At 36.0% G+C, this 26,835-nt stretch carries 24 protein-coding genes and 1 tRNA gene; 8 read left to right on the forward strand and 17 right to left on the reverse strand.

Going from position 1 to position 26,835, the window contains the following annotated elements:
* Positions 1-81: 81 nt before the first annotated feature.
* Positions 82-1,599, forward strand: coding sequence for a glutamate--tRNA ligase (gene gltX / locus AO058_RS04105; RefSeq protein WP_075325365.1), 1,518 nt, complete (start codon positions 82-84; stop codon positions 1,597-1,599).
* Positions 1,600-1,833: 234 nt separating this feature from the next.
* Entirely contained in the window at positions 1,834-2,793 is a 960-nt protein-coding gene (locus AO058_RS04110; protein WP_075325366.1) for an SPFH domain-containing protein, read from the forward strand.
* Between the two features lie 169 nt (positions 2,794-2,962).
* Here the strand turns inward: AO058_RS04110 and AO058_RS04115 are convergent, their stop codons facing one another.
* From AO058_RS04115 to AO058_RS04130, 4 genes are all read right to left on the reverse strand, one after another.
* Positions 2,963-3,196: a DUF6327 family protein gene (locus AO058_RS04115; RefSeq protein ID WP_075325367.1), complete on the reverse strand. Its 234-nt coding sequence runs from the start codon at positions 3,194-3,196 to the stop codon at positions 2,963-2,965.
* Between the two features lie 5 nt (positions 3,197-3,201).
* Positions 3,202-3,552, reverse strand: coding sequence for a phage holin family protein (locus AO058_RS04120; RefSeq protein ID WP_075325368.1), 351 nt, complete (start codon positions 3,550-3,552; stop codon positions 3,202-3,204).
* 10 nt (positions 3,553-3,562) lie between these two features.
* Positions 3,563-3,937: a YtxH domain-containing protein gene (locus tag AO058_RS04125; protein ID WP_075325369.1), complete on the reverse strand. Its 375-nt coding sequence runs from the start codon at positions 3,935-3,937 to the stop codon at positions 3,563-3,565.
* A 136-nt stretch (positions 3,938-4,073) separates the two neighbouring features.
* Entirely contained in the window at positions 4,074-5,750 is a 1,677-nt protein-coding gene (locus tag AO058_RS04130; protein WP_075325370.1) for a glutamine--tRNA ligase/YqeY domain fusion protein, read from the reverse strand.
* 342 nt (positions 5,751-6,092) lie between these two features.
* On the opposite strand from AO058_RS04130, the gene folB reads away from it, so the two are divergent.
* Positions 6,093-6,449, forward strand: coding sequence for a dihydroneopterin aldolase (gene folB, locus AO058_RS04135; RefSeq protein ID WP_075325371.1), 357 nt, complete (start codon positions 6,093-6,095; stop codon positions 6,447-6,449).
* 147 nt (positions 6,450-6,596) lie between these two features.
* Positions 6,597-6,667: transfer RNA gene (locus AO058_RS04140), tRNA-Cys, on the forward strand.
* A gap of 57 nt (positions 6,668-6,724) precedes the next feature.
* Here AO058_RS04140 and AO058_RS04145 read toward each other — a convergent pair.
* The 3 genes from AO058_RS04145 to rnr form a co-directional block, all read right to left on the reverse strand.
* Complete coding sequence (locus AO058_RS04145) at positions 6,725-7,423, reverse strand: LysE family translocator (protein WP_075325372.1); 699 nt, start codon at positions 7,421-7,423, stop codon at positions 6,725-6,727.
* A gap of 31 nt (positions 7,424-7,454) precedes the next feature.
* Positions 7,455-8,126: a head GIN domain-containing protein gene (locus AO058_RS04150; protein WP_075325373.1), complete on the reverse strand. Its 672-nt coding sequence runs from the start codon at positions 8,124-8,126 to the stop codon at positions 7,455-7,457.
* A 148-nt stretch (positions 8,127-8,274) separates the two neighbouring features.
* Positions 8,275-10,464 carry a ribonuclease R gene (gene rnr / locus AO058_RS04155; protein ID WP_075325374.1) on the reverse strand — a complete coding sequence of 730 codons (2,190 nt, stop codon included), beginning with the start codon at positions 10,462-10,464 and terminating at the stop codon, positions 8,275-8,277.
* A gap of 264 nt (positions 10,465-10,728) precedes the next feature.
* On the opposite strand from rnr, the gene AO058_RS04160 reads away from it, so the two are divergent.
* From AO058_RS04160 to AO058_RS04170, 3 genes are all read left to right on the forward strand, one after another.
* Positions 10,729-10,917, forward strand: a complete 189-nt coding sequence (locus tag AO058_RS04160) for a hypothetical protein (RefSeq protein WP_075325375.1) — start codon at positions 10,729-10,731, stop codon at positions 10,915-10,917.
* Between the two features lie 660 nt (positions 10,918-11,577).
* The gene (gene rpiB / locus AO058_RS04165) at positions 11,578-12,012 is read left to right on the forward strand and encodes a ribose 5-phosphate isomerase B (protein WP_075325376.1); all 435 of its coding nucleotides are present in this window, start codon (positions 11,578-11,580) and stop codon (positions 12,010-12,012) included.
* Positions 12,013-12,104: 92 nt separating this feature from the next.
* A complete protein-coding gene (locus AO058_RS04170) occupies positions 12,105-12,542 on the forward strand; it encodes a GNAT family N-acetyltransferase (RefSeq protein WP_075325377.1) in 438 nt (145 codons plus the stop codon).
* Here AO058_RS04170 and AO058_RS04175 read toward each other — a convergent pair whose 3' ends face one another.
* The 6 genes from AO058_RS04175 to AO058_RS04200 all read right to left on the reverse strand — a co-directional run bounded on the left by AO058_RS04175 (position 12,543) and on the right by AO058_RS04200 (position 21,375).
* A complete protein-coding gene (locus AO058_RS04175; RefSeq protein ID WP_075325378.1) occupies positions 12,543-14,177 on the reverse strand; it encodes a S41 family peptidase in 1,635 nt (544 codons plus the stop codon). It lies immediately after the preceding gene.
* Between the two features lie 69 nt (positions 14,178-14,246).
* Positions 14,247-14,627: a ribonuclease P protein component gene (rnpA, locus tag AO058_RS04180; RefSeq protein WP_075325379.1), complete on the reverse strand. Its 381-nt coding sequence runs from the start codon at positions 14,625-14,627 to the stop codon at positions 14,247-14,249.
* Positions 14,628-14,907: 280 nt separating this feature from the next.
* Positions 14,908-16,758 (reverse strand): M1 family metallopeptidase, encoded by a 1,851-nt coding sequence (locus AO058_RS04185; RefSeq protein ID WP_075325380.1) that lies wholly within the window; start codon positions 16,756-16,758, stop codon positions 14,908-14,910.
* A 130-nt stretch (positions 16,759-16,888) separates the two neighbouring features.
* Positions 16,889-18,562, reverse strand: a complete 1,674-nt coding sequence (locus tag AO058_RS04190; RefSeq protein WP_075325381.1) for a S8 family peptidase — start codon at positions 18,560-18,562, stop codon at positions 16,889-16,891.
* Between the two features lie 58 nt (positions 18,563-18,620).
* Positions 18,621-19,484 carry an MBL fold metallo-hydrolase gene (locus AO058_RS04195; protein WP_075325382.1) on the reverse strand — a complete coding sequence of 288 codons (864 nt, stop codon included), beginning with the start codon at positions 19,482-19,484 and terminating at the stop codon, positions 18,621-18,623.
* A 103-nt stretch (positions 19,485-19,587) separates the two neighbouring features.
* Positions 19,588-21,375 carry a cation:proton antiporter domain-containing protein gene (locus AO058_RS04200; RefSeq protein ID WP_075325383.1) on the reverse strand — a complete coding sequence of 596 codons (1,788 nt, stop codon included), beginning with the start codon at positions 21,373-21,375 and terminating at the stop codon, positions 19,588-19,590.
* A 304-nt stretch (positions 21,376-21,679) separates the two neighbouring features.
* Between AO058_RS04200 and AO058_RS04205 the strand changes: the two genes are divergently transcribed.
* Entirely contained in the window at positions 21,680-23,596 is a 1,917-nt protein-coding gene (locus AO058_RS04205; RefSeq protein WP_075325384.1) for a cation:proton antiporter, read from the forward strand.
* On the opposite strand, the gene AO058_RS04210 is transcribed toward AO058_RS04205, so the two are convergent.
* From AO058_RS04210 to lepA, 4 genes are all read right to left on the reverse strand, one after another.
* On the reverse strand, positions 23,597-24,358 hold the full coding sequence (locus tag AO058_RS04210) for a YebC/PmpR family DNA-binding transcriptional regulator (RefSeq protein ID WP_075325385.1): 762 nt from the start codon (positions 24,356-24,358) through the stop codon (positions 23,597-23,599).
* Positions 24,359-24,443: 85 nt separating this feature from the next.
* The gene (locus tag AO058_RS04215; RefSeq protein WP_075325386.1) at positions 24,444-24,746 is read right to left on the reverse strand and encodes a type II toxin-antitoxin system RelE/ParE family toxin; all 303 of its coding nucleotides are present in this window, start codon (positions 24,744-24,746) and stop codon (positions 24,444-24,446) included.
* Positions 24,746-24,946, reverse strand: coding sequence for an addiction module protein (locus AO058_RS04220; protein ID WP_075325387.1), 201 nt, complete (start codon positions 24,944-24,946; stop codon positions 24,746-24,748). The genes AO058_RS04215 and AO058_RS04220 overlap by 1 nt, the downstream gene beginning before the upstream one ends.
* A 49-nt stretch (positions 24,947-24,995) precedes the next feature.
* Positions 24,996-26,792: a translation elongation factor 4 gene (gene lepA, locus AO058_RS04225; RefSeq protein ID WP_075325388.1), complete on the reverse strand. Its 1,797-nt coding sequence runs from the start codon at positions 26,790-26,792 to the stop codon at positions 24,996-24,998.
* Positions 26,793-26,835 lie beyond the last annotated feature (43 nt).

The raw sequence follows: 26,835 nt of genomic DNA on the forward strand, positions 1-26,835 counted from the left end.
TGATTTCCGGAGTATTGATGCGACTCTCATTAGGTTTCGTTTAATAAGGTTGTATCTTTGTGGTTAAAAACAAAACTAGATATGTCTGCTAAAGTTCGCGTGCGTTTTGCGCCAAGTCCAACCGGCCCTTTGCATATTGGCGGGGTAAGAACAGCTTTATATAATTATTTATTTGCCAAAAAACACAAGGGAGATTTTGTGTTGCGTATAGAAGATACCGATCAAAACCGATACGTTGAAGGTGCCGAAGATTATATTGTTGAATCTCTTAATTGGTGCGGAATTCCTTTTGATGAAGGTCCCGGAAAAGAAGGTGATTACGGCCCATACCGCCAGAGTGAACGCAAAGATATTTATAGAAAATATGCCGAAGAACTCCTGAAAAAAGACCAGGCTTATTATGCTTTTGATACCGCTGAAGAATTAGACGCACATAGAAAAGACCACGAAGAGAAAGGCAAAACCTTTATCTACAACTGGCATAATAGAATGAAATTGCAAAATTCCCTTGCACTTTCTGAAGACGAGGTTAGAGAAAAATTAGATGCCGATGAGAATTACGTGATCAGGTTTAAATCTCCTGAAGACGAAAATCTTCATATTAAAGATGAAATTCGTGGTGAAATGGAAATTGACACAAGCACTTTAGATGATAAGGTTTTATTTAAAAGTGATGGAATGCCAACTTACCACCTGGCCAATATTGTTGACGATCATTTAATGGAAATCTCCCACGTTATACGTGGGGAAGAGTGGTTGCCTTCGCTGGCGCTTCACTTTATGTTATACAGAGCTTTTGGATGGGACGCTCCTAAATTTGCGCATTTACCGCTCATTTTGAAGCCGCAGGGAAAAGGAAAATTAAGCAAGAGAGATGGAGATAAATTAGGTTTTCCAGTATTTCCGCTGGAATGGAAAGATCCTAATTCCGGAGAAATTTCTTCAGGTTATAGAGAAGATGGATATTTCCCCGAAGCCGTTACCAATATGCTGGCCTTTTTAGGTTGGAACCCGGGAACAGAACAGGAATTCTTTAAACTGAACGAACTGGTTGAAGCTTTTGAAATAGACCGTGTGCATAAAGGCGGAGCTAAATTTGATCCTGAAAAAACCAAGTGGTTTCAGCAACATTATATGCACGAGGCAGATGAAAAAATAGTCGCTGAAAAGCTGGAAAAAATAATTGAGAAAAAAGAAATTAAAGTTTCTTCAGACTACGTTTTAAAGGTAGTTAGTTTGATGAAAGAACGCGCTGTTTTCGTAAACGATATTTGGGACCAGGGTTATTTTTTCTTCCTCGCCCCTACTTCTTACGATCCTAAAAATGCAAAAAAAGCATGGAAGGATGATACAGCCGATCTAATGCAGGAATTAATTCAGGTTTTACAAAAACAGGAAGATTTTAAGGCTGAAAACGTTCAGGCCGAAGTAAAAGCCTGGATCCAACAAAAAGAAGTTGGTTTTGGAAAAGTAATGCAACCTTTTAGATTAGCCTTAGTTGGGGCTATGCAAGGCCCAGACCTTTACGAAATCGCGGAAATGATTGGAAAAGAAGAAACCATTTCCCGTCTGGAAAAAGCGATAAAAACTTTAGGTTAAAATAATTTAGGTATACTTATAAAAGTAGGCTGTTTGAGGGGTTATAAAACTTCGTCAAGCTGAACTTGTTTCAGCTTCTAATATGTTTCAAATTATAACATGTTAGATCCTGAAACAAGTTCAGGATGACGTCTTAATATATTTTTTAAACAGCCTTTTTTGTTATCACCTCTACAGTATACCTAAGCAAACTTTCACTATCTTGGGAGAATCAACTTATATCTCCTAAAAATTATGCTTAGCTACGTCTTCATCCCCATTATTATTGTTTTATTTCTGGTGATTCTTTTCAGCGGAATTTTCACTGTGCGCCAGCAAAAAGCTGCGATCCTTGAACGATTTGGAAAATTTAAAAGCATTAAAAATTCCGGTCTTCATTTAAAGATTCCTGTAATAGATCAAATTGCCGGTAGAATCAATTTAAAAGTACAACAGCTGGATGTTCTGGTAGAAACCAAAACCAAGGATAACGTGTTTGTTAAGCTGAAAATATCGGTGCAATTCCAGGTAATTAGAACTAATATTTACGACGCTTTCTATAAACTTGAAAGTCCGTCAGACCAGATCACGTCTTATGTTTTTGATGTGGTGCGGGCTGAAGTTCCTAAAATGATCTTAGATGATGTTTTTGAACGAAAAGACGATATCGCCATCGCTGTTAATAGAGAACTCAACGAATCTATGCAGGATTATGGTTACGACATCATTAAAACGCTTGTAACAGACATTGACCCAGATGAGCAGGTAAAACATGCTATGAACAGAATAAACTCGGCAGAACGCGAGAAAGTGGCTGCAGAATATGAAGGAGAGGCCGAAAGAATACGAATTGTTGCTAAAGCACGCGCTGAAGCAGAAAGTAAACGTTTACAGGGACAGGGAATTGCCGATCAAAGAAGGGAAATTGCCCGCGGACTTGAAGAAAGCGTGGATGTGCTGAATAATGTAGGGATAAACTCCCAGGAAGCTTCGGCTTTAATTGTGGTGACGCAGCATTACGATACACTGCAAGCCATTGGTGAAGAAACCAACAGTAACCTTATTTTATTACCGAATTCGCCCCAGGCCGGTAGCGATATGCTAAATAATATGGTGGCTTCTTTTACGGCTTCTAACCAGATCGGGGAAGCTATGCGTAAGAAAAACGAAGAAATTGAACAGGAGAAAAAGAATCAGGATGATTCGAGAAGGTAATAATTAAAACCTCTTCCTGCCTAAAAAAAAAGGTTTGAAAGTTTGTTTTTGAATCCTACGTCATTCTAAATTTATTTCAGAATCTAACATTTTAGAACCTGAAACAAGTTCTGGTTGACGGGAATAATAAACAAACTTTCTAACCCTTATAATATCTATAAGAAGTTTTCTAACCTTTTACTTTAGCAGTTACCTTTTTTAGCCCTGTAAGCTTTGTTACAGCTTTAAGGATAAAGGCTTTTTGCAAAATAGATCCTGCCATACTTCCCATAAGAGATAAGGGAGACATAGCACTTTTAGTACGCTCTATATTCAATTTGATCTCCTCCTGGTCTATTTTGGTTTGAAGTTTCAGAATTTTTAAATCCCGATCTATTTCTTTGAATGAACTATATTCCTTCATAGTGCTTAATCGTTAAAAAATTTTCTTGAAACTTTTACTAACAGAATCTTCTCAATTGGTTTTCTTCCGAAGAATAATATTCCCAGGAATAATAGAAAATAGAATCCGCCTACAATAAAGTAACCGGAACTTGGTGTACCAATAGCCTCACTAATAAGTATAGCGACAGCTACTGAGAGTAAAATTAAGGCAAAGATGAAAAAAATACCCAACAAAAGCCCCTGAACAAGACCAATGGCCCCTTTCATGGCTTGTTTAAAGAATTCAAGTTTATAATATTCAGCATTGCTGTGGGCAAATGCCTTCAAATTATAATTTAGCTCGTCAATACTTCTGGATAGTTTTTCAAATGCCATAAAATTATTTCTATACTACTGCTTTATTTGGTTTGTCTTTAGAATCGCCTCCTTTACCATCTTTCTGTAATTTGGCGTTTTGCTTTCTAAGCTCTTCTAATTTAGTTTCCATTGCAGTTAGAATATCATCTGCTTTATGACTTGCCGAAGAAAGAGTTTCTTCTAATCTTGCTTCAAAGTCTACACGAGCCTGCTTAGCTTTTTCGGTTAGATTAGAAGAAGTCTCTGTGTACTTTTTATTTAATCTATCCTGAGCTTTCTTAGACTCGTCTTTTAATTTTTTACGGGTTTTTTCACCGCTATCTGGAGCATATAATAAACCTACTCCTGCTCCAATTGCAGCTCCGGTAATTAATGCTAATAGTGTACTTCCTGTATTTGCCATAATAGTTTTTAGTTAAGTTAATACTAAACCCAAAGATACAAGATGGGTTAAGGCTATGCTGTTAATAACCGGTTAATATGTTAAAATGCTTTACTAAAATATTCTTAAAAAGCCACTTAACCAAATGGATTACAGCTTATTTAATTTTTGCCCACGAATCTCTTAGGCCAGCGGTGCGATTAAATATTGGTTCCCCTTCTTTTGAATCTTTATCTACACAAAAATATCCTATACGTTGAAATTGAAATTTATCCTGAATTCCTGCCGATTTTAAACTAGGTTCTACAAAACCTTTAATTACTTCCAGTGAATCTGGATTTACAAATTCCATATAATCTTTTTCCTTATCGCCATCGGGATTTTCTACGCTGAATAAGCGGTCGTAAAGCCTTATTTCAGTTTCTAATGCGTGCTTAGCAGAAACCCAATGCAAGGTTCCTTTTACTTTTCGCTTAGATTCTTCGGTGCCACTACCACTTTTACTTTTAGGATCGTAAGTACAATGAATTTCGGTAATATTTCCTTCGGAATCTTTTACCACTTCCTCACCTTTAATAATATAAGCGTTCTTTAATCGCACCTCTTTCCCAAGGGTTAACCTGAAAAATTTTCGATTTGCGCTTTCTTTAAAATCTTCTTTTTCAATATAAAGTTCTCTTGAAAATGGAATTTCCCTGCTTCCGGCCGACTCATCTTCCGGGTTGTTTTCTGCTTCTAACCATTCTTCTTTTCCTTCTTCATAATTGGTAATCACCAATTTTACAGGATCTAAAACACCCATAACTCTTGGTGCTGTTTTATTAAGGTCTTCCCGCGCACAAAATTCTAAATGTGCAACATCAATCATATTTTCACGCTTTCCAACCCCAATAGAATCGGCAAACTTCCTGATTGAATTTGGTGTATAACCTCGTCTTCTTAAACCCGAAATTGTTGGCATTCTGGGATCGTCCCAGGAGTTAACCACGCCTTGCTCTACCAATTGCATCAGTTTACGTTTACTAACAACTGTATGGCTTAGGTTTCTGCGAGCAAATTCTCTTTGTTTCGGTTTTAATTCGCCTTCCTTACTTACTTTTTCAACAAACCAGTTATATAATTCGCGGTGCGGTAAAAATTCCAGCGTACAAAAAGAGTGCGAAATATTTTCTATAAAATCACTTTCGCCGTGTGCCCAATCGTACATTGGGTAAATTTTCCAGGTATCATTAGTACGATGATGATTTTTATGCAAACAGCGATACATTACAGGATCGCGCATTAACATATTTGGGGAAGTCATATCTATTTTTGCACGTAAAACGTGACCTCGCTCTGGAGTTTCCCCGTTTTTCATTTTCTCAAATAGGTCCAGGTTTTCTTCTACAGAACGATTTCTATATTGACTTTCCTTCCCTGGATCGGTTGGAGTCCCTTTTTGAAGCGCAATTTCTTCTGATGTCTGGCTATCTACATAAGCATCTCCATTTTTTATCATTTCTACAGCCCAATCATACAACTGCTGAAAATAATCTGAAGCATAACATTCTTTTTCCCATTTAAAGCCAAGCCACAAAACATCTTCTTTTATAGCATCTACAAACTCCTGCTCTTCCTTAATAGGATTTGTATCATCAAATCTAAGGTTTACGGGCGCATTGTATTTTTCTCCTAAACCAAAATTTAAGCAAATAGAAGACGCGTGCCCAATATGAAGATAACCATTGGGTTCAGGCGGAAACCTGAATTTTAGTTCTTCTTTTTTGTGGGTATTTTGAAGATCTTCTTCTATAATTTGCTCAATAAAATTGAGCGATCTTTTTTCTTCAGCCATAATTTATTAAAATCAAAAACCTCGTAAAAGAGGTTAAAATCAGACATTTATTTTTAGATTCGATCCGGGTTCAAAATATTAAACCCTACATGGTATAAGCCACAAAGTTACCAAAAAATAGGTCGCCGCACCCAAGCTTTGCCAGACAAGAAATAATATATTTTGATTAAGTAGAACTCAAATTCAAATCTTTGAGGAAAATAATAAAATCCAGGGCAATAAAATTGAATTAAAGCACCTACCCGCTTATCTTTGTAAACTCCATCGCGCAAGCTGAGGATCCCTGAATTTCAGGAATAATTTAAATAAGATAATCTCTATAATTGAGTAAAAAATAATCTTTTGGGAAGTATAAAATTAAAAAACATCAGGGTTTTTGCCTATCACGGTTGTCTTGATGAAGAAGGAAAAATAGGAAGTGATTATCGGGTAGATCTTAAGGTGAAAGGCGATTTATCTCATTCTGCCAAGACCGATTCTCTTGGAGATACCATAGACTATGTACATTTAAACAAAATTGTTAAAGAAGAAATGGCAATTAGGTCTAAACTTCTGGAAAACGTAGCCGAACGTATTTTAAAAAGAGTTTTAGATGAAATAATTTTAGTACAAAAAGCAAAGGTTGAAGTTTCAAAAATAAATCCGCCTATTGGTGGGAATGTGGCAATGGTTAGTGTAATTAGAAGTAAATCACGCTAATTTTTTGGTTTTCAATATTTAGAAAAGATTATTTTAAGAACTAAATTTTATTAATTTTAGTTTACTAAATCTTCCTGAATAGCACTGATTAGTTTTATTTTTTAAACTATAAATTTTTATTACATTTGCCAACCCTTAAATAAACAGGGCATCGTGGCCGAGTGGCTAGGCAGAGGTCTGCAAAACCTTGTACAGCGGTTCGAATCCGCTCGATGCCTCAAAAAAAGCTCCTTTTCTAAGGGGCTTTTTTTATACGCAAAATTCAAGGTTTATACTTAATTCTTAATGGTATCGTTTGGAGTAATCGTTTCAATTTGATCTTTAATTCCATTAACCTGGTTAGGAAAGAGTCCCTGGAAAATAAGCATTCCGCCAAAAACGATAAGCATTATACTAATCCCCTTTTTCATAAGATAGATTCGGTTTGGGGTTAATTTTCGGTTTAACTTTTTGGCGAGTAAAATTTTAAAAACATCTAAAACGAGATAAGTTCCTAAAACACTTCCGAAGAAAACCATTATACGATCCTGTTCCATATCCAGTTTTGGCCCAAAAACGATAATTAATCCTAACCAAAAACCCAGGACACCAATATTGATGAAATTCAACAGAAATCCTTTTACTGCTAAACCCATATAATCGCTTTTACTGAGTTTTCTTATCTCTGGGGTATCATCTTCTTGCCTAAGTACTTTTTTGGTCTGTACAAAGCTCATTACCCCGTAAGTGGCTAGAATCATACCACCAAAGATAAACAGTGCAGGATCATCTTTTATGCTGGCGAGTAGTTTGGTAGTACTTAAATAGGCGACAAAAAGGAATACAATATCGGCTAAAATAACACCTAAGTCAAATGCAAAAGCGGCTCTAAAGCCTTTAATAGCAGCAGTTTCCAGTAACACAAAGAATACCGGACCAAGTAAAAATGCCAAAAAAAGACCTAAGGGTAGGGCTGCTAATACATCCTGAAACATACAATTGTATTATTTTACAAATGTAGACTTTTTAGTTTTTTCTAATTATTTTGCCGCCAAACAGGGTATTTTGATCTAAAGTTTTAGGATTACCATATACGTTTACGGTACCTCCCGCCCTTACCTTTGCTTCTACATTTCCGCTGGCAGTAATATCTGCAACACCACCGGCTTTGATACTAATTTTGGTATTTACAGACTTTAAATTTTTTGCGAAGAATTTTCCACCGGTATTAATAGCTATTTCCTGATCTTCGGTTTTACCTTCAACCTCAATTTCACCTCCAGTATTTGAATCAACATATAGTTTATTAAGCTTTACATCAGCAAAAATATCGGCCCCTTCTGAAGCATTTAAATGAAGAAGATCCTGTTTTAATTTAGAATCAACTTTTATGGAAGCATTCTGGCGGGCATCAATTTTATCAAGTTTTTTAAACTGAATTGTGATCTGAGTATTATCATTATCTAATATTTCATCAATACTCATTCGCACTTTTAAAACGCCATTATCAATTTTGAATTTTACATCGGTGCGGTTTTCACCGGTTATGGTGGCTTTATTCTGGTTTGCTTCTTTTAAAATCACATCCAAACCATTATAGACTTTAATTTCATTAAAATCTTCTAAATCCTGGGTGAGTTCCTGGGCGCTTAGCATACCAACACTCATTAAAAACAGTATAAAAAGATATTTTTTCATCTTTAAAAAATTTTATAGTTAAGTCTGCCCGAAGGTCTTTTCCTTTATCCTGAATTTATTTTTAAATTCTAAGATGTTCGTCAACTTAGATCCTAAAATAATCCGAAACTTTGGGACAGGATAAGGTTCTATTTTTTCTGAAATTTATTTACTCTTCATTTTTTCCGATAAGTGTAAAATCTAAGTGTCTTTTTACTAAATCGGCATTTTTCACTTTTACTATTACTTCATCTCCCAATTGGTAAGACTTTTTGGTTTTTCTACCTACAATAGCGTAATTATCGGCATCAAAATCATAATGATCGCCTTTTATATCGCGAAGACGAATCATTCCTTCGCATTTATTTTCTATAATTTCCACAAATATCCCGAAGTCGGTTACTCCAGAAATTACACCCACAAATTCTTTATCCTGGTGATCTATCATAAATTTCACCTGCATATATTTAATAGAATCCCTTTCGGCATTAGAAGAAAGGTTCTCCATTTCACTACTGTGATGACATTTTTCATCATATTCTTCTTCTTTTGCTGAAGGTTGCCCATCTAAATAACGCTGCAATAAACGATGCACCATCACATCTGGATATCTTCTAATTGGCGAAGTAAAATGCGAGTAATAATCGAAAGCTAAACCATAATGACCAATATTCTCGGTGCCATAATAGGCTTTACTCATTGTTCTAATGGCCAGTGTATCTACTAAGTTTTGCTCCTTTTTACCCTGAACATCCTGTAGCAATTGATTTAATGAAGAAGAAACAGTTTTCCTGTTTTTAAGGTTTAATCCGTGACCAAACCTGGAAACCAGGCTATTTAAAGAAACAAGTTTTTCTTCGTCGGGTTCGTCGTGACAACGATAAATAAAGGTTTTCTTTTGTTCTCGTTTTCCAATGAATTCAGCCACTTTTCGGTTGGCTAAAAGCATAAATTCTTCAATAAGTTTATTGGCATCTTTGGCTGTTTTAAAATAAACACCTACAGGTTCATTTTCTTCGTCTAATTGAAATTTAACTTCCACTTTATCAAAAGAAATTGCACCCTGACGCATTCTTGCGGAACGCATCTTTTTAGCCATTGAATTCATAGTTAAAACAGCATCAACAATTTCATCTTTCACCGTATAAGCTTTATCCTGGATAGAAATATCTTCAGAAATTTCTCCTTTTTCCGTTTCTATGATCTGTTGAGCTTCTTCGTAAGCAAACCGTGCATCAGAATATGTTACGGTTCTCCCGAACCACTCATTCACCACTTTTGTACTCTTATCGATTTCAAAAACTGCCGAAAAAGTATATTTTTCTTCGTTTGGCCTTAAAGAACAGGCGTTGTTTGAAAGTACTTCAGGCAGCATTGGTACCACACGATCTACTAAATACACCGATGTTGCACGTTCGTAAGCTTCGTCGTCCAAAATGGTTCCCGGTTGTACGTAATGCGAAACATCGGCAATATGAATTCCTATTTCCACATTTCCATTATCCAGTTTTTTAAAACTCAGGGCATCATCAAAATCTTTTGCATCTGCAGGATCTATGGTAAACGTCAAAACATCGCGCATATCGCGACGTTTTTTAATTTCTTCGGGTTGAATTGAAGTATCAATTTCATCGGCAAAATCTTCTATTTCTTTCGGAAATTCGTGAGGCAAACCGTATTGTGCCAGGATTGAATGTATCTCGGTATGATGTTCACCGGGAGTACCTAAAACCTGAATAATTTTACCAAAAGGAGAGTCGGCTTTCTCTGGCCATTCTTCAATTTCCACAACTACTTTATCGCCGTTTTTAGCATCGCCCACTTTGTTTTTCTGCACAAAAACATCTGTATACATTTTTGGATCGCCAATAACAACAAAACCAAAATCTTTTTGCATATCAAGCACACCAACAAATTCGGTTCTTTTACGCTTTAAAATTTGGGTTACTTCTCCTTCAGATTTTTTATTTCGCTTTCTGTTATAAATATATATTTCTACTTCATCACCGTTAAAAGCCGTATTAAGATCTTTGGGAGAGATAAAAACATCATCTTCTAACTCATCTACCAGGGCATAGGCATAACCCTTTGTGGTCATATCTATCACGGCGTTGTAATAATCGTTACTTTTCTTACTTATTTTAAACTTTCCACGTTCCTCTTCTTCAATCTGTTTTTTTGCAGTTAACTGGGCTAATTTTTTAATAATATTATTTCTACTTGTAGCATCATTCACTCCAAGTTTAGCGGCAATTTGCTTATGATTAAAGGTTTTTCCAGGTTCCTTTCTAAGGATATCTATTATACTTTTGGCAAGGTCACCCTGGTGTTGGGATTTATTTTTATTCTTTTTACTCATTTCAATATTTAAAGTATAAAATTACGGCTTCTGCATTACATGACATCTATTTGCGATTAAAGTTTTGTTAAGCGCTCTGAAAATTATTCTATTACAAAATATTTTTACATTTCCTTAACATAAATTTCGTACTGGGTAAAATCCCCCGTTTTTTGATACTTCAAATAAATTACATATCTCAAATCTTAATTTTTTCTTAATTTTAATTTAAAGTTGCTGCAATACATATTCGATATATTTGCAACATTTGGTAATCAAGTTGCTATGAAAAAAGCCCATAAAATATCGCTCCTTTTCGTTTTAATCTTCCTACTTGGATTAATAGGTTTTATAGCTTCTATAAACCTCACCTTAAATAAAAAAAGCCAGGTAGATATTAAATCTGCCAAGCTCTATACGGATGAAAAAATAAGTTTTTCAGTAGAAACTATATCCTATACAAAATACATTTAAATAACTGATTTTTAGTTTTTTAAGCTTTTTTATTTTAAAAGTTATAATTCCCAATTTAACTCATTTCCAGAGGCTTATATTTTATAAGGTTAAACTTTAAAATTCCAAACTCAAATTTCAATTTTTACAGATAGCATTCAATGTTATCAACATTATATATTATTATTCTTTTTTCTTCTTTTTATAAAAATTAAAACTAATGATTATTATAGTCTGTTAACTTGTAGAATAATTTTTTTGAGGTTTATTTGGTTTTTAAGTTAGCTTATTTTGATAACAACTTATTAACATACTTCTAAAGTTCTAAAAGACTGGAAATCTTACTATTTTAATATTTACTTAACAAAAGTTGATAACCAAATCTTAATATCTAATCGGGATAAATTGAAATGAATTTAGTGTTCACAACCTGTTTTTATATGCTGATAACTTTGCTAAAAATAACAGACTTATAATTTGATTTACTCGTAGATATTTTGCTATTGAAATTTAATTTGAATACCGCAAATAAGTTTCTCAGTTTCTCATCAATGCTTATCCACAATGCTATGTCAATACTAAACCCTTGATACTAAAGGATATTTAAAAAGTAATTAACAATTGAAAATAACCTTGTTACTAAGAGGTTTTTTTACCTTTGTGACAGCTAAAAACTTAATTATGAAAATTGCAATAGGAAACGATCACGCCGGTACCGGATACAAGAAAAGAGTTGTTGATTACCTGAAAAACAAGGGTATAGAAGTTATTAACTATGGTACTAACAGTGATGATAGTGTAGATTATCCAGATTTTGTACATCCCGTAGCCGATGATGTTGAAACCAATAAGGTAGATTTTGGAATTATTATTTGTGGTAGTGGTAATGGTGCAAATATGACTGCTAATAAACACCAGGGTGTGCGTTCTGCTTTGTGCTGGACGGGTGAGATCACTAAACTGGCCAGAGAACATAATAATGCTAATATCTTGAGTATTCCCGCTCGTTTTGTTTCAGAACACCAGGCAGTAGATATGGTTCAAATCTTTTTGGAAACTTCTTTTGAAGGTGGAAGACATCAAAAACGAGTGGATAAGATTCCGGTTGAAAAATAGATATATTATTTTATGTATAGAAAAGACTGTTTAAAACTGTTTAAACAGTCTTTTCTTTTATTATTTCTGAATAAAATATTCATTAGAAACATATGGAGATTCTTATTAAAAATTTCAACGAACTTAGTCTTGAAGAGCTTTACCAGATATTACAAATTCGGTCTGAAGTTTTTGTAGTAGAACAGGACTGTGTTTACCAGGATATAGATGGTAAAGATCAAAATGCATTACACATTTTAGGAGTTAAGAATGGAAAAGTAATTGCCTATACTCGCTGTTTTGATAAAGGATTTTATTTTGAAGAAGCCGCTATCGGCCGGGTTCTGGTTAAAGAATCGGAACGTAGAAATGCTTATGGGCATCTTATTCTAAAAGCTTCTGTAGAAGCTATTAAAGAGCGTTTTAAAACCGATAATATCAAACTTTCTGCGCAACAATATTTAACCGATTTCTACGAAAGCCATGGTTTTATACAAATAGGCGAAGGCTATCTTGAAGATGGAATTCCACATATCGCGATGGTAAAATAATTATTGCAAAATTTCTGAATAACGCTGGTTATTGTTTAAAATAGATTTAGCTTCCAGGATCTCAGGATTGTGATCTACATAATACTCATACAAGCCTTCTTTATAGAAATAGCGCTTTATAATCTCATCGGTTAAAATACTTACTATTTCGTGTTTCTTCTCGTCTAATTCTTTCTTCTTCTGAGCTTCAATTTCAGTAGAAATACTTTTATAATGACCTAAAATATCCTGTTCATAACCTTCTTTGGAAGCAATGGCAAGTAGTTCTTCAAGTTCCTGTTCTGTAGCGGTTTTATAGTCGAAATTAGAGGTTTTCAAGAAGGATTTAAAATTGTTGAAATCTGCATCGGTGAACTCGAATGATTCAGGATCTTTCAAGTCATTTTTATAATAATATTCGGTAGCAAAATTAAAAATGGCATTCTGTGCTAGCAGTGCATTGGTAATATTACTGTATTCTGAGGTTTCCAGTTTAACATCGGGAGAAATTCCGCCGCCATCAAAAACGCTGCGTCCATTACGGGTTTTAAACTCGTTATAATCTTCTACAGCTCTTTTTATCGCTTTCCCCTCTTCATCTCTTTCAGCATAATTTAAAGCCTGTATACACCTTCCGCTAGGCGTATAATAACGGGAAATAGTAATTTTAAGCTGGGTACCGTAAGCGAGTTCTTTAGGGCGCTGCACCAGGCCTTTTCCAAAACTTCTGGCACCTACAACCACTCCTCTATCCAGATCCTGAATAGCGCCAGCAACAATTTCGCTAGCGGAAGCACTACGTCCGTTCACTAAAACCACCAACGGAATTTGCGTATCTATAGGTTCTTTTTGGGTTTGGTAAGCTTTGTTATATTTTTCTATAACCGATTTGGTGGTGGTGATCAATTCACCTTTTGGTAGGAAAATATTACTCACGTTTATAGCTTCAGTTAATAAGCCTCCGGGATTTCCTCTAAGATCCAGGATAATTTCTTCTGCACCCTGGTTTTTTAGATCTTTTAAAGCCCTTATTGTTTCTGAAGAAGCTTTGGCGTTAAAGCGGGAAAGTACTATATACCCGGTTTTTTCGTCCAAAAGTTCATAAAAAGGCACTGCTTTTAAGTTAATGGCACTCCGGGTAAGCTCGGTTGACTTTATTTCTCCCTGTCTACGATATTTGATATTAATTTGCGAATCTGGAGAGCCATTGAGTAATTCTCCAACATCATCGGTATAATCGGCTACTTTTATTCCCTCAATTTCAATAATTTCGTCCCCGGCTTTTAAACCGGCTTCATCGGCGGGATAACCTCTGTAAGGTTCCATAATCAATAAAGCATCTTCTATTACCTGTACTGTGGCTCCAATACCGCTGTATTCACCAGAATTATTGATTCTTGCGGCTTCTACATCCTGCTCGTTCCAGTAATTGGTATAAGGATCCAAATCTGCCAGCATCGCTTTAATCGCGGTATCCATTAAAGCAGCGGGATTGGTTTCTTCAACATAGTTCATGTTGATTTCCTTAAAAAGCGTGGTAAAAATTTCAATCTGTTTGGCGATCTCAAAGAAATCAGATTTAAAACCAAAACTGCTGAAAATTAATGTAGCACCCATCGTAACTACCGCAATTTTTTTGGCGAGTTTCTTTTTCATTTTTCAATATTTTTTACTCGATAATCGAGATTAAATTTCCTGAGGTGATTTAAGCCGATTTATAGAAATTCAGCTTATTTTATTTTCCGATTCATTAAACTTCTCCATTACTTTCATCATTGCTTTATTTAGGTCTTCCAGACTAATTTCGTCCCTGGAAATATAAATAAACATCAAAGCATAAGGTTGTGTGAAGTTGCTGGTTACAAGATACTTATTTTTTCTGAAAGCTTCCCGCATCAAACGTTTAATACGGTTGCGGCCAACAGCAGTTTTTACCAGCTTTTTAGGTACTGAAACCCCGGTTTTAAAATGTTTAATTTCAGGATTGGTAATAGGAAGATAGATGAGTTTTAAAGGATATTTTTTAACCGATTTCCCTTCCTGAAATAATATATCTATGAGCTTTATGCTCTTTAATTTTTCGTCTTTTCCAAAACTTTCATCCATAATTCAAAAGTAAGGATAGTTTTAAGTTCTCTATGATGAAATGAAGAATTTAAGCGGAAATAAATAGAATTCAGAGCCTATTTAGTTATAGTTATTTTCTACGTCAACCTGAACTTGTTTCAGAGCCTGCTCCGAAATTTGTTCGGAGTTCTAACAGGCTTAGATTCTGAAATAATCCCGAAGCCTCGGGACAGAAGGACGATTGGAAAACTGATATAAAAAAAGACCTCACAGTTTTATACCTGTGAGGTCTAAATATTAATTTAAATATTTCGAAAAACTACTCCTGTTCTTCTTCTTCTGAAGTTTCTTCGGCAGTATAAAGGTTATTATCTCTGTTTACATCGGCCATTCGTTGAGATTCGTCTATTTCTATACTTTCAATCTCACTAAGTGGTTTATCTATGTTCAATTCGTAAGTTGGATAGGCCCAGGCCCAATCTTTTGCTACGGTCCAGTTTTCGTGTTCTGCATATTTTTCCCAACGCATTATTTGCAACGGGATATAGATCATTTCCTCTTCGCCAGTGGTATAACGAACGGTAAGATCTATAGGCATAGGCATTAATTTTTTTCTTTCTAAAGTTACTTTAGTCGAATTCTCATCTGTTTCGGTAACTTCTTTAATTCCATAATCTATAGTATTAGTAGTACGCGTCCAGTCGTTTAAATACCAGTCTAACTCTGCTCCTGAAACTTTCTCGGCAATTCTTATAAAATCGTTTGGCGTTGGATGTTTAAATTTCCATTCGTCATAGTAACGTTTTAGGGTTTTATCAAGGTTATCCTCTCCAATAACATAACCTAATTGCGCTAAAAATACAGCGCCTTTAGAATAAGCTGATGCTCCATAAGCGGCGTTTAGTGCATAACGATCTGCCTGGGTGGTTTGTGGTTGCTCCATCCCGGAATTTGCTAATCCCATATAGCTGCGGTAAGAACCGGTATGTGGGTTTTCAGCATAAGTTTCCATAACCTGGTTCATTCCGCGGCTGGAAATATAGCTGGTAAAACCTTCGTCCATCCACTCGTGTTTGCTTTCATTTGTAGCCATTAAATGTTGAAACCAGGCGTGTGCAAGTTCGTGAGCAGTTACACCTACCAGACTTCCAAAGTTACGTTCTCCTGTAATTAAGGTTAACATGGCATATTCCATTCCCCCATCGCCACCTTGTGCTACGGTATATTGATCCCACGGATAAGGGCCTATATTTTCATTGAAAAATATTAGTAAATCTTCGGTTTTCTCCTGAAGATTTTTCCAGTTTTCCTTTATTTCATCATTGTCTTTATAGAAAAAATGAAGTACAGTTCCGTCTTCAGCAGTTCTTTTATCGTGAATATAATCAGGATCTGCGGCCCAGGTAAAATCGTGCACTTTTGGTGCTACAAAATGCCAGGTATGCGTGTCACCTTTTGCTTCTATTTCTTCATCTGAATAGCCGTGACCAATTTCATCTGGATTTTGAAGATATCCTGAAGCAGCTACAGTATAGTCTTTATCAATCGTAAGTTTTACGTCAAAATCGCCCCAAACTCCGTGAAATTCACGGCCAATGTAAGGCGCTGCGTGCCAGCCTTCAAAATCATATTCTGCCATTTTTGGAAACCACTGGCTCATAGAAAGCGCTACACCTTCTAAGCTATTTCTACCGGAACGGCGAATTTGCTCGGGCACCTGGCCTTTAAATTCCATATTAAAAGTAGCTTTTTCTCCCGGTAAAATAGGTTCGTCCAGTTCTACTTCCAAAATAGTTCCAACTTCTTCATAGGAAAGCTCATTTCCATCCTGGTTAAGGCTGGAAACTCTTAAATAACCCTGTTGATCTTCGGTTAATTTAGAAATACGGTCTCCTACCCTTCTATCTGGATCTTGTATGCTTGTAGAGCGCACATCCATTTCACTTCCGGGTTGAAAAGCATTGAAATATAAATGATAAAAAACGCGATCTAAAGTATCAGGTGAGTTATTGGTGTATTCCAATTCCTGTGTACCGGTATATTGAAAGTTTTCAACATTCATGTTAACCTCCATTTTATAATCTACGTGCTGTTGCCAGTAGCTGGTGTTGTTTTGGGCGCTGGCCAGGGAGGTTGCAACAAAGGCCAGACTTAATAATAATTTCTTCATTTAATTGTGGTTTTTATGATCAAAATATTACTCGATAATCGAGATTTAAATGCTCCGAGGCTTGCCTCGAAATTAAAATATTTTTTCCTATTTATGCCTCTGGCTTGCACAGAGGTAGTTTACTTGAATTCTATTTTGTTTGTGAAGCTAAAATAAGGGCATTATAAAGATTTACCATTTTACCTGATGTAGATAATTCTTTAAAATCCTTAGTATTGCTTCTATCGCCACCTACAATTACATTGGCATTAGTGGTTAAACCACTGTCCATAATAATTTGTTTAACCTGCGCAGCGCTTAATTTTGGATAAAATGAACGAATAATTGCAGCTACCCCGGCCACGGCTGGTGAAGCCATAGAGGTACCCTGTAAATATTCGTATTCATTATTTGGCGTTGTAGACCAGATCTTAGTTCCCGGAGCAAAAACATCAATATTTGTTTTTCCGTAGTTAGAAAAATCGGCTACCAGTTGAGAACCGTAGTCAAAATTAAGAGCACCAACCGTTAAGAAATTATCGGAAATTTCCTGGGGTGCTTCAGGGGTTTGATCGTTGGGATAAACGGTGTTTTCGTCTAAATTAAGACCTTCATTTCCTCCGGCATTTACTATTAAAACATCGTTTTCTGCAGCATATTGAATGGCTTCTGTAACCCACTCTGGATTAGGTGAAAAATACTTTCCAAAACTAGTATTAATCACTTTTGCGCCATTATCTACGGCATAACGAATTGCCAGGGCAATATCCTTATCGTATTCATCACCATCTGGTACGGCACGTAAAACCATAATTTCAGCATTATTGGCTACACCGTTAATACCCATATTATTATTTCTTTCTGCAGCGATAATTCCCGCAACGTGGGTGCCGTGCTTAAGATCTTCTTTATCTTGTGAAGGTCCCATAACATTGGCGTTCCCATAGTTTGTATCGGTAATATCATATGGATCGTCACCTACCGGCGCGCGGCCATCTAATTCTAAGTTAAAATGAGTATCTAAACGACCGGCATAATAGTCAATACCTTCATCCAATTCATCTAAGGCTTCAGGAATATTTTCGTTTACATTATTTTGAATTTGCTGCAACATGGCTTTATACTGTGCCAATTGCCCGGTAGCTTCCATTTCATTAAGCTCTTTTTTAGTATAATCTTCTTTACCAAGTTGCGAAGAAACAGCCTGGTGGGCTGCTACCAATTGCTTTTTAATTTGCTCGTACTGGTTTTTGCTCTGTACCGTTTCAGCGTATTCTTTCTCGTATTCTTCTTTAGCTTCCTGGTAGTATATATACTCGGCACGATCTGCTGTACTTATAGAACTAGCCGATTTACCTTCATATTTTGGCTTTAAACGCTTATAAATACGGGTGTATTCCATATTTTCTTTTACAGCATCACCAAGAAAGTTCCAGCCGTGCATATCATCTATATAGCCATTATTATCGTCGTCTTTTCCATTACCGGGAATTTCATCGGTATTGGTCCAGATTACACCATCAAGATCTTCGTGCTCAATATCAACGCCGCTGTCTATAACGGCAACGATAGTTTTTTGTCCTTTGTTATTTTTAATAATTTCTGAATAAGCTTTATCAACGCTCATTCCCGGAATAGTATCATTTACAAGATCGGCCCCGCCCCAACCCTGGAGTTGAGTATCAGTAAGATCTGTAATTTTAAGCGGAATAGAATCTATATTCGCAATTGGGGTAGAAACAATTTTTGGGGAGCCGCTTCCGCAGGAAGCTAAAATAAGGGCGCTTCCCATTATTAATGCTGGTTTTAAAAAGGGTATTTTCATTTATTCTATTGAATTTAATTTATCTGAAAAATTAATTTGATTTTATACAGAATTCAACTTAATTAAAAAGTTCATTAAAAGTAAAGGTTTTGTCTAACCTAACTCCTTTTTCGGTGTTTTTTAAAGTGATAATTTCGTTGTGAGCATCGTGCTCCAGGAACAAATAATAACCTTTATTTGCCGCTTGTTTTAAAATTGTCTCTTTTTCGGTTAAAGTTAGTAACGGCCGGGTATCAAATCCCATAACGTATGGTAAAGGAATATGTCCGGCTGTGGGCAATAAATCTGCCATGAAAACAAGGGTTTTATCTTTATACTGAATATGCGGAATCATTTGTTTATCGGTATGTCCATCAACAAACAGCACGTCAAAATCAAATTCCTGAGATTGTATGAAATTTTTGTTCTCAGTTCGATCTAAAAAATGTAGCTGACCGCTTTCTTCCATAGGGAGGATATTTTCAGGAAGAAACGAAGCTTTTTCCCTGGCATTAGGTTCTGTTGCCCATTCCCAGTGATCTTTATTACTCCAGAATTTCGCATTTTTAAAAGCCGGTTCATACCCGGTTTTGTCTTTATTCCATTTTATGGCGCCTCCAACGTGGTCAAAATGAAGGTGTGTTAGGAAAACATCGGTAATATCATCACGGTGCAATCCGTACTTTTTAAGCGACTTATCTAAAGAATGATCACCCCAGGGATAATAAAAACCAAAGAATTTATCGCTTTGTTTATCGCCCATTCCGGTGTCTATAAGACTTAATTTATCCCCGTCTTCTATAAGCAGGCAACGGGCTGCCATATCTATCATATTATTAGAATCAGCAGGATTTGTTCTGCTCCACAGGCTTTTTGGGACTACACCAAACATAGCACCACCATCTAATTTAAAATTACCAGATTCTATAGGGTATAATTTCATAATATTCAGTTTAGGTTCTGCAAATTACTAAAAGCAAAAAACATGCGCTGCTAAATTTCTATTAGCAGGCATGTTTCAAAAATTTAAGAGGTTAAAATTTATGCTATTCCAGGTAAATTATTTTTTCTCCTTCATCTATAGTATCGTTATAATGGAAAGGTCTTTTAATTCCTTCGGTATTAACAATAAAAAATGGAAGAATAGAGTTTTTATCGTCTTTATGCTGTTTTACCCACTCACGAGTAGAAATTTCTTCTTCTACCGTGTATGTTTTCTCTTCAAAATTACCATTGCTAATTTTTGCTGCCCAGGGTTTTAATTCAGTTTTATTGGCAAAAAGGGATGTAGCATTAATTTTATCAAGCATATCTACATCGGTGCCGCTTTCACTTGGGGAAACCAATACAATTTTATTTGGGATATAAAATGCATCGTCTGCCAGTTGTGCGGCCAGGAAGTTTATTTCGCTATTGCCGGTAAGTCCTATAAAAGTGCCTTTTTCTATGGCTTTGGCATCTTCCAGGGTTTCTTCTTTTAAAATGTTACCGTACATACTATTAAAGCCCTGTTTTTTAGCTTCGGCAACCATTTCGCGGTTGGCATCTATAATAATCACATCATCATCTTTTTGCTGAAGTTGTTTCGCCATATACAAACCAAGCGGATTGGCACCTAAAATTATGTAACCTGATCTTGATTCCTGATGTACTAATTCGTTTCTATTTCTTAGCCAGGTTGTAGTCCAGGTTAAGAAAAGTGGGACTGTAAGGGTGGTGAAAATGGCCATAAAAACGAGTATAGAGAAAATTTCGCTTGTAATAATGCCCATTTGTAAGCCAATTCCTGCAATTATAATTTCTACGGCGCCACGCCCATTCATTCCGGTCCCTACGGCAATACCTTCTCGCCAACCATAACCGCTGGGAAGGTAAAAAAGTGCAGTACCAAGGATTTTACCTACCATAGCAACCACTGTTACAACTATAAGCATAAGTAAATCTGTTTGAAAGACCTCAAGGGTGACATTAAATCCTGCTGAAACAAAAAAGATAGGCGCCAGAAAACCTATAGAAATATCGTGAAATATATGGTTAATATCTTTTGAAATTTGCCTGTTAAAAACACCGTCACGAATAAACAAACCGGCCATAAAAGCTCCAAGAATACTATGTAATCCAGCTACTTCTGCTAATTCAGAAAAACCCAGTACAATAATTAGAATTATGGTAAAATGTAGCGTTCTACTGGTATAGTTAGACTTCATTAAAAATTTACCTAATAGCGGTAATAAATAAATTCCTGCAAGTGCGGTAAAAACAAAGAATAAGATTGCTTTGCCCGCAACCCAAACCAAGCCAAGAGTATCAATACTCCCGGCGTCTACATAACTTACAATTCCTGCGAAAATCACCAGAGCGAGCGTATCAGAAATAAGGGCACCGGCCATAAGAACGTAAGCAATTCGGGTATTGAGAAGTTTTAAATCTACGAGTATTCTACTTTTAGTTGCGAGCGAGGTGACGGCAACCGCAATTGCCACAAAAATTGCTGCCATTTGCGTCCCTCCAAAATAAATTATGGAATAATAACCAAGTGCAAAAGGCACGATAAAACCACCAATAGCGGCTAAAAGCCCGGGCCAGGAAGCTTTTCCAAGGTCCCTAAAATTAATTTCCATCCCTATATAAACCATAAGCAGGATGATACCGACTTCGGCCAGGACGTTAATCATTTCAGAAGTTTCCATTATTCCCAATAGGGCGGGACCAAGTAAAATTCCTATAATCAGCTCTCCCAGAATTGCGGGATATCCTAATTTTTTTGCGGCAGAGCCTCCTAACCATGCACTGAATAAAATAATTAGGAGACTAAGAATATTTAATTCTTCCATAAAGAATATTTTGGTGGTTGAACCTACAAAATATCAATATTTTCACTAATTACAGATATTTATTTATGTTAAATGACTATAAATCGTATTTATTAGATATTCTGAAATTAAACTAAACGGAGTACCTCTAAGAGATATTCAAAGAAAAATAATCTGATTCGAAGCAAGAAATATTGAAAGATTGAGGAAGGAAGTGAAACATTTAAAACTCAATTATTCAGTAAAAAGCCTGAAATCCTTAGAGAGTTGCCATTAAATCAACCTATTTTTGTAAATAGCAATTTATAGCTCAAATAATTAACGCATGTTAGAACTTGCAAGTTTGGTAATATTGGGAATCCTGGCCCAGTGGTTAGCCTGGAAGATTAAAACCCCGGCAATTTTACCACTTATTTTAATTGGCCTTTTAGTTGGGCCCATTTCAACTTTAATTAGTGAAGATGGTACCAAATGGGTAGAACCTATTTGGAACGGCTCTGAAGGCTTATTCCCTGGGGAAAGTTTGTTTTATTTCGTTTCTCTAGCCATTTCAGTTATTCTTTTTGAAGGAGGATTAACCCTTAAAAGGAGTGAAGTTGGTAATATTGGTCCGGTAATTTTAAAACTTATCAGCGTTGGGTCAGTGGTCACCTTTTTAGGTGCAGGTTTAGCCGCGCATTTTATATTTGATCTTTCCTGGCAAATTTCCTTTTTATTTTCAGCCTTAATTATTGTAACCGGTCCTACGGTTATTTCCCCAATTCTTCGGAATATTCCTTTAAAATCACATGTTTCCTCGATTCTAAAATGGGAAGGAATTCTAATTGACCCCATTGGTGCGCTTATTTCGGTCTTAATGTTTGAATTTATTAGGGTTGAAGGAGGACAGGATTTTACTCAAACAGCATTAATTGAATTTGGTAAGATTTTACTTTTTGGATTTACATTTGGGTTCACATTCGCCCATTTGTTGGCTTTTTTAATAAAAAGGCAGATAATTCCGCACTATTTACTCAATGTTTTTATCCTTGCAACCGTACTGGGAGTTTTTGTATTAGCCGATACATTTGCCCACGAAAGCGGACTTCTGGCTGTGGTTATTATGGGAATGGTTATGGGAAACCAAAAATTACCCAATATAAAAGAACTACTGTATTTTAAAGAGTCACTAAGTGTTTTATTAATTTCTATACTCTTTATCTTATTAGCAGCAAATATTGAAATTGAAGAGCTGTTGCTGGTTTTTAACTGGAATTCTCTTATTCTTTTTGGAGTGGTGGTTTTACTAATAAGGCCCCTGGGAGTAATTTTAAGTTCCCTGGGTTCAGGTTTAAAAGTCAATGAAATTGCATTTGTTAGCTGGGTGGGACCTCGCGGTATTGTAGCCGCCGGTATTGCCTCTTTATTCGGCTTACGATTGGCGCGTGAAGGTATTGCCGGCGCCGAATATATTACTCCTTTAGTTTTTATGATCGTGCTTTGTTCGGTTTTATTAAATGCAGCCACGGCAAGGCTTTTTGCACGTTTGGTAGGAGTTTTTATAAAAGATTCACAGGGAATTTTAATTATTGGAGCTTCATCTATAGCAAGATTAATAGGAAAATATTTACACGATAATGAGCGGCACGTAGTGCTCCTGGATAATAATTCTGATAATGTAAAGAAAGCCCGGGATTTGGGGATTGATGCCATTGAAGGCAGCGTTTATTCAGATGATCTAATGAATAATGTTGAACTGAATGATATTGGTTATTTAATGGCCATGACCGGAAACAGTGATATTAATAAAACGGCGATAACAAAATTTAAAAAGCAGTTTGGAGAAAACGGGTCGTTTAGGGTTATTACTGCCGATGAAATGAATAATCCCGAGAAGAACCCGGCTGAAGGTTTATTTTCTCATACCGATGATTATATAAAGCTAACCGAAGTTTCCAGAAGTTATCCTAAGATCCATGAATTAGTACTTAACAGTAAGGAACATTATGAAGGCTTAATTGAAATTTCTAAGACCGATCCTGATATTATTCCGCTATTTGTAAAAAATAACAAGGGAGGGTTAACTATTATACCTTCGCACAGCTCAGATGTGGAGATTGAGGAAGGATTTCAGTTAGTTTACCTAGGAAAGAAAATTCAGCGTGAAGAAAAAGGAGAAGAAGATTACAACGAAACCATAGATGAAGAGGAAACGGTTGACGCTTTAGAGGGTGATAGAGAAGAACAGGAGCAGGAAAAATAATTAAGCTTCTTTTTCCATTTCTTCCATTAAGTTATCGGTAATTTCCATGTTATGATAAACGTTTTGAACATCGTCGTCGTCTTCAAATTTTTCAACGAGGTTCAGGATTTTTTTGGCGTCTTCCACAGGTAATTCTACAGTATTCATAGGAATTCTTTGAACTTCAGAAGATTTTACTTCAATTTCCAATTCTTCTAATTTAGAAGCCATTAAGCCGAAATCATTAAAATCGGTATAAATAGTGATATAATCATCTTCCTTTTCAATTTTTGAAGCGCCACCTTCAATAAGTTCGAGTTCAAATTCTTCGAGATTCATCTCTATTTTCTCCCGTTCAATGGTAAATACTCCTTTTTTATCAAATAGGAATTCCAGTGAACCATTGGTTCCTAAATTTCCACCATTTTTAGAAAAAGTAGATCGAACTGAAGCCACGGTTCTATTGGTATTATCGGTAGTACATTCAATAAAGAACGCGATTCCGTTGGGTCCGTAACCTTCAAAGGTTACGAGTTCATAATTATCGGCATCAGCGCCGCTGGCTTTCTTTATAGCGCGTTCTATAGTGTCTTTGGGCATATTCACACCCTTGGCATTAGAAATGGCATTACGCAGCGCGGGATTAGCTTCAGGATCGGGTCCGCCGCCTTCTTTTACAGCCACACTAATCTCTTTAATTGCTCGGGTAAACTGCTTTGCACGTTTCTTATCCTGTGCACCTTTGCGGTGCTTTATATTTGCCCATTTACTATGTCCGGCCATTTTTTTAGTTTTTAGATGGTAGACTTACAAAATTAAGAAAATGTATAAAACAGAAAAACATCCCTGCTCTCAGGGAGATTTGAAATTAATCATTTCTTTTGTGAACTTTTTTATACTCCTGACTTGTATGAAGAACTGCGAAAATAATTAATGTATTTTCTGAAATTTGATAGAAAATTGCATAAGGAAATTTTGTAACCAAAGCTCGCCTTAGATTTTGGTATTGAACCTGATAATGTTCAGGGAATTTGCGGATATATTCGATTTCAGAATTTATTTCTGCTTTAAAATCTTCTGAAAGTGGATTTCCTCCTTTTTTAAAGTAGTATTTTTTGGCTTCCGTCAGATCGGTTTTAACCTCAGGTAAGAATTTAACCGAAAAAGCCATTACCAGGTTTCTTTAAAACTATCCCAATCTGAAAGATTTTCGGGATTTTTTTCAAAACTTTTAATTCTCTTATCCAGTTCTTCTTTTTGAGAAGTTGTAATTTCTGGACATAGAATTTTTTCAATAACTTCTATAACATGCTCATCTTTGACTTTAGTGAGCTCTTGAATTAAGTTATATTTTCTGGTAACAAGATCCATAGTCCTTCATTTTAAACTAAAGATACAAAATTAGCTTATAATTAATTTTCTAATCATTTAGCTTCAAAACTGCCATAAATGCTTCCTGAGGAATTTCCACATTTCCTACCTGGCGCATACGTTTTTTACCTTTTTTCTGCTTTTCTAGAAGTTTACGTTTACGGGAAATATCACCCCCGTAACATTTTGCGGTAACATCTTTTCTAAGCGCTTTTACGGTTTCACGAGCAATAATTTTTGCACCAATTGCAGCTTGGATTGGAATATCAAATTGTTGTCTTGGAATTAACTCCTTCAGTTTTTCACACATTTTTTTACCAATATCGTAAGCATTATCAACGTGGAGTAGTGCAGAGAGCGCATCTACAACATTTCCGTTTAATAAAACATCTACTTTAACCAGTTTTGACTGGCGCATTCCTATTGGCGAATAATCGAAGGAAGCGTAACCTCGGGAAACGGTTTTTAACCTGTCGTAAAAGTCGAAAACAATTTCAGCTAAAGGCATATCAAAAGAAAGTTCAACCCTTTCTGTAGTAAGATACGTTTGGTTAGTAATTTCACCCCTTTTTTCAATACAAAGCGACATTACATTCCCTACATAATCAGCTTTAGTGATTATAGTAGCTTTAATATAAGGTTCTTCTACACGGTTAAGTGACGAAGGTTCCGGCAGATCAGATGGGTTATTAACCAGGATTAATTCATCTGGGTTTTTATTTGTAAAAGCGTGGTAAGATACGTTGGGTACGGTAGTAATTACCGTCATATCAAATTCACGTTCTAACCGTTCCTGAATAATTTCCAGGTGTAACATTCCTAAAAATCCACAACGGAAACCAAAACCTAATGCAGCAGAACTTTCCGGTAAAAATACCAGGGAAGCGTCATTAAGCTGAAGTTTCTCCATAGAACTTCTTAGTTCTTCATAATCTTCTGTATCTACTGGATAAATACCGGCAAAAACCATAGGTTTTACATCCTCAAACCCTGCTACAGCTTCGGTAGTAGGATTTTTAGCATCGGTAATAGTATCCCCAACTTTTACTTCGCGGGCATCTTTAATTCCTGTGATAAGGTAACCTACATCGCCCGTTTTTATTTCCTGCCGCGGGAATTGCTTTAAACGCAAAGTTCCTACTTCATCGGCGAAATAATTTTTCTGGGTAGCTACAAATTTAATATTCTGGCCTTTTTTAATCGATCCGTTAATAACTCTAAAATAGGTTTCTACACCTCTAAATGGATTGTAAACCGAATCAAAAATAAGCGCTCTTAGAGGAGCATCTACTTTCCCGCGTGGGCCCGGAACGCGGGTTATAATCGCTTTCAGAATTTCCTCTATTCCCAGCCCTGTTTTTGCACTTGCAGGAATAATATCTTCATATTCACACCCCAGAAGATCTACAATATCATCGCTTACCACTTCTGGGTTTGCACTTGGTAAATCTACTTTGTTAAGTACGGGAATTATCTCAAGGTCGTTTTCCAGGGCTAAATAAAGGTTAGAAATAGTTTGTGCCTGGATACTTTGAGCAGCATCAACCACTAATAAAGCACCTTCACAAGCTGCGATAGAACGGGAAACTTCGTAAGAAAAATCTACGTGTCCCGGAGTATCAATAAGATTCAAAACATATTTTTCTCCTTCATATTCATAATCCATCTGTATGGCGTGACTTTTAATAGTAATGCCACGTTCACGTTCCAGATCCATACTATCCAGGAGCTGTTCCTGCTTTTCACGATCGGTTACAGAACCGGTAAAGTCCAGTAAACGGTCTGCCAGGGTACTTTTTCCGTGGTCAATATGGGCGATTATACAGAAGTTTCTAATATGCTTCATCGGGTATTTTTAATAATTGAATGCCTTAAAAGGTAATCAACAA

The sequence above is a fragment of the Salegentibacter sp. T436 genome (assembly GCF_001932675.1).
GTDB classification, from domain to species: Bacteria; Bacteroidota; Bacteroidia; order Flavobacteriales; family Flavobacteriaceae; genus Salegentibacter; species Salegentibacter agarivorans.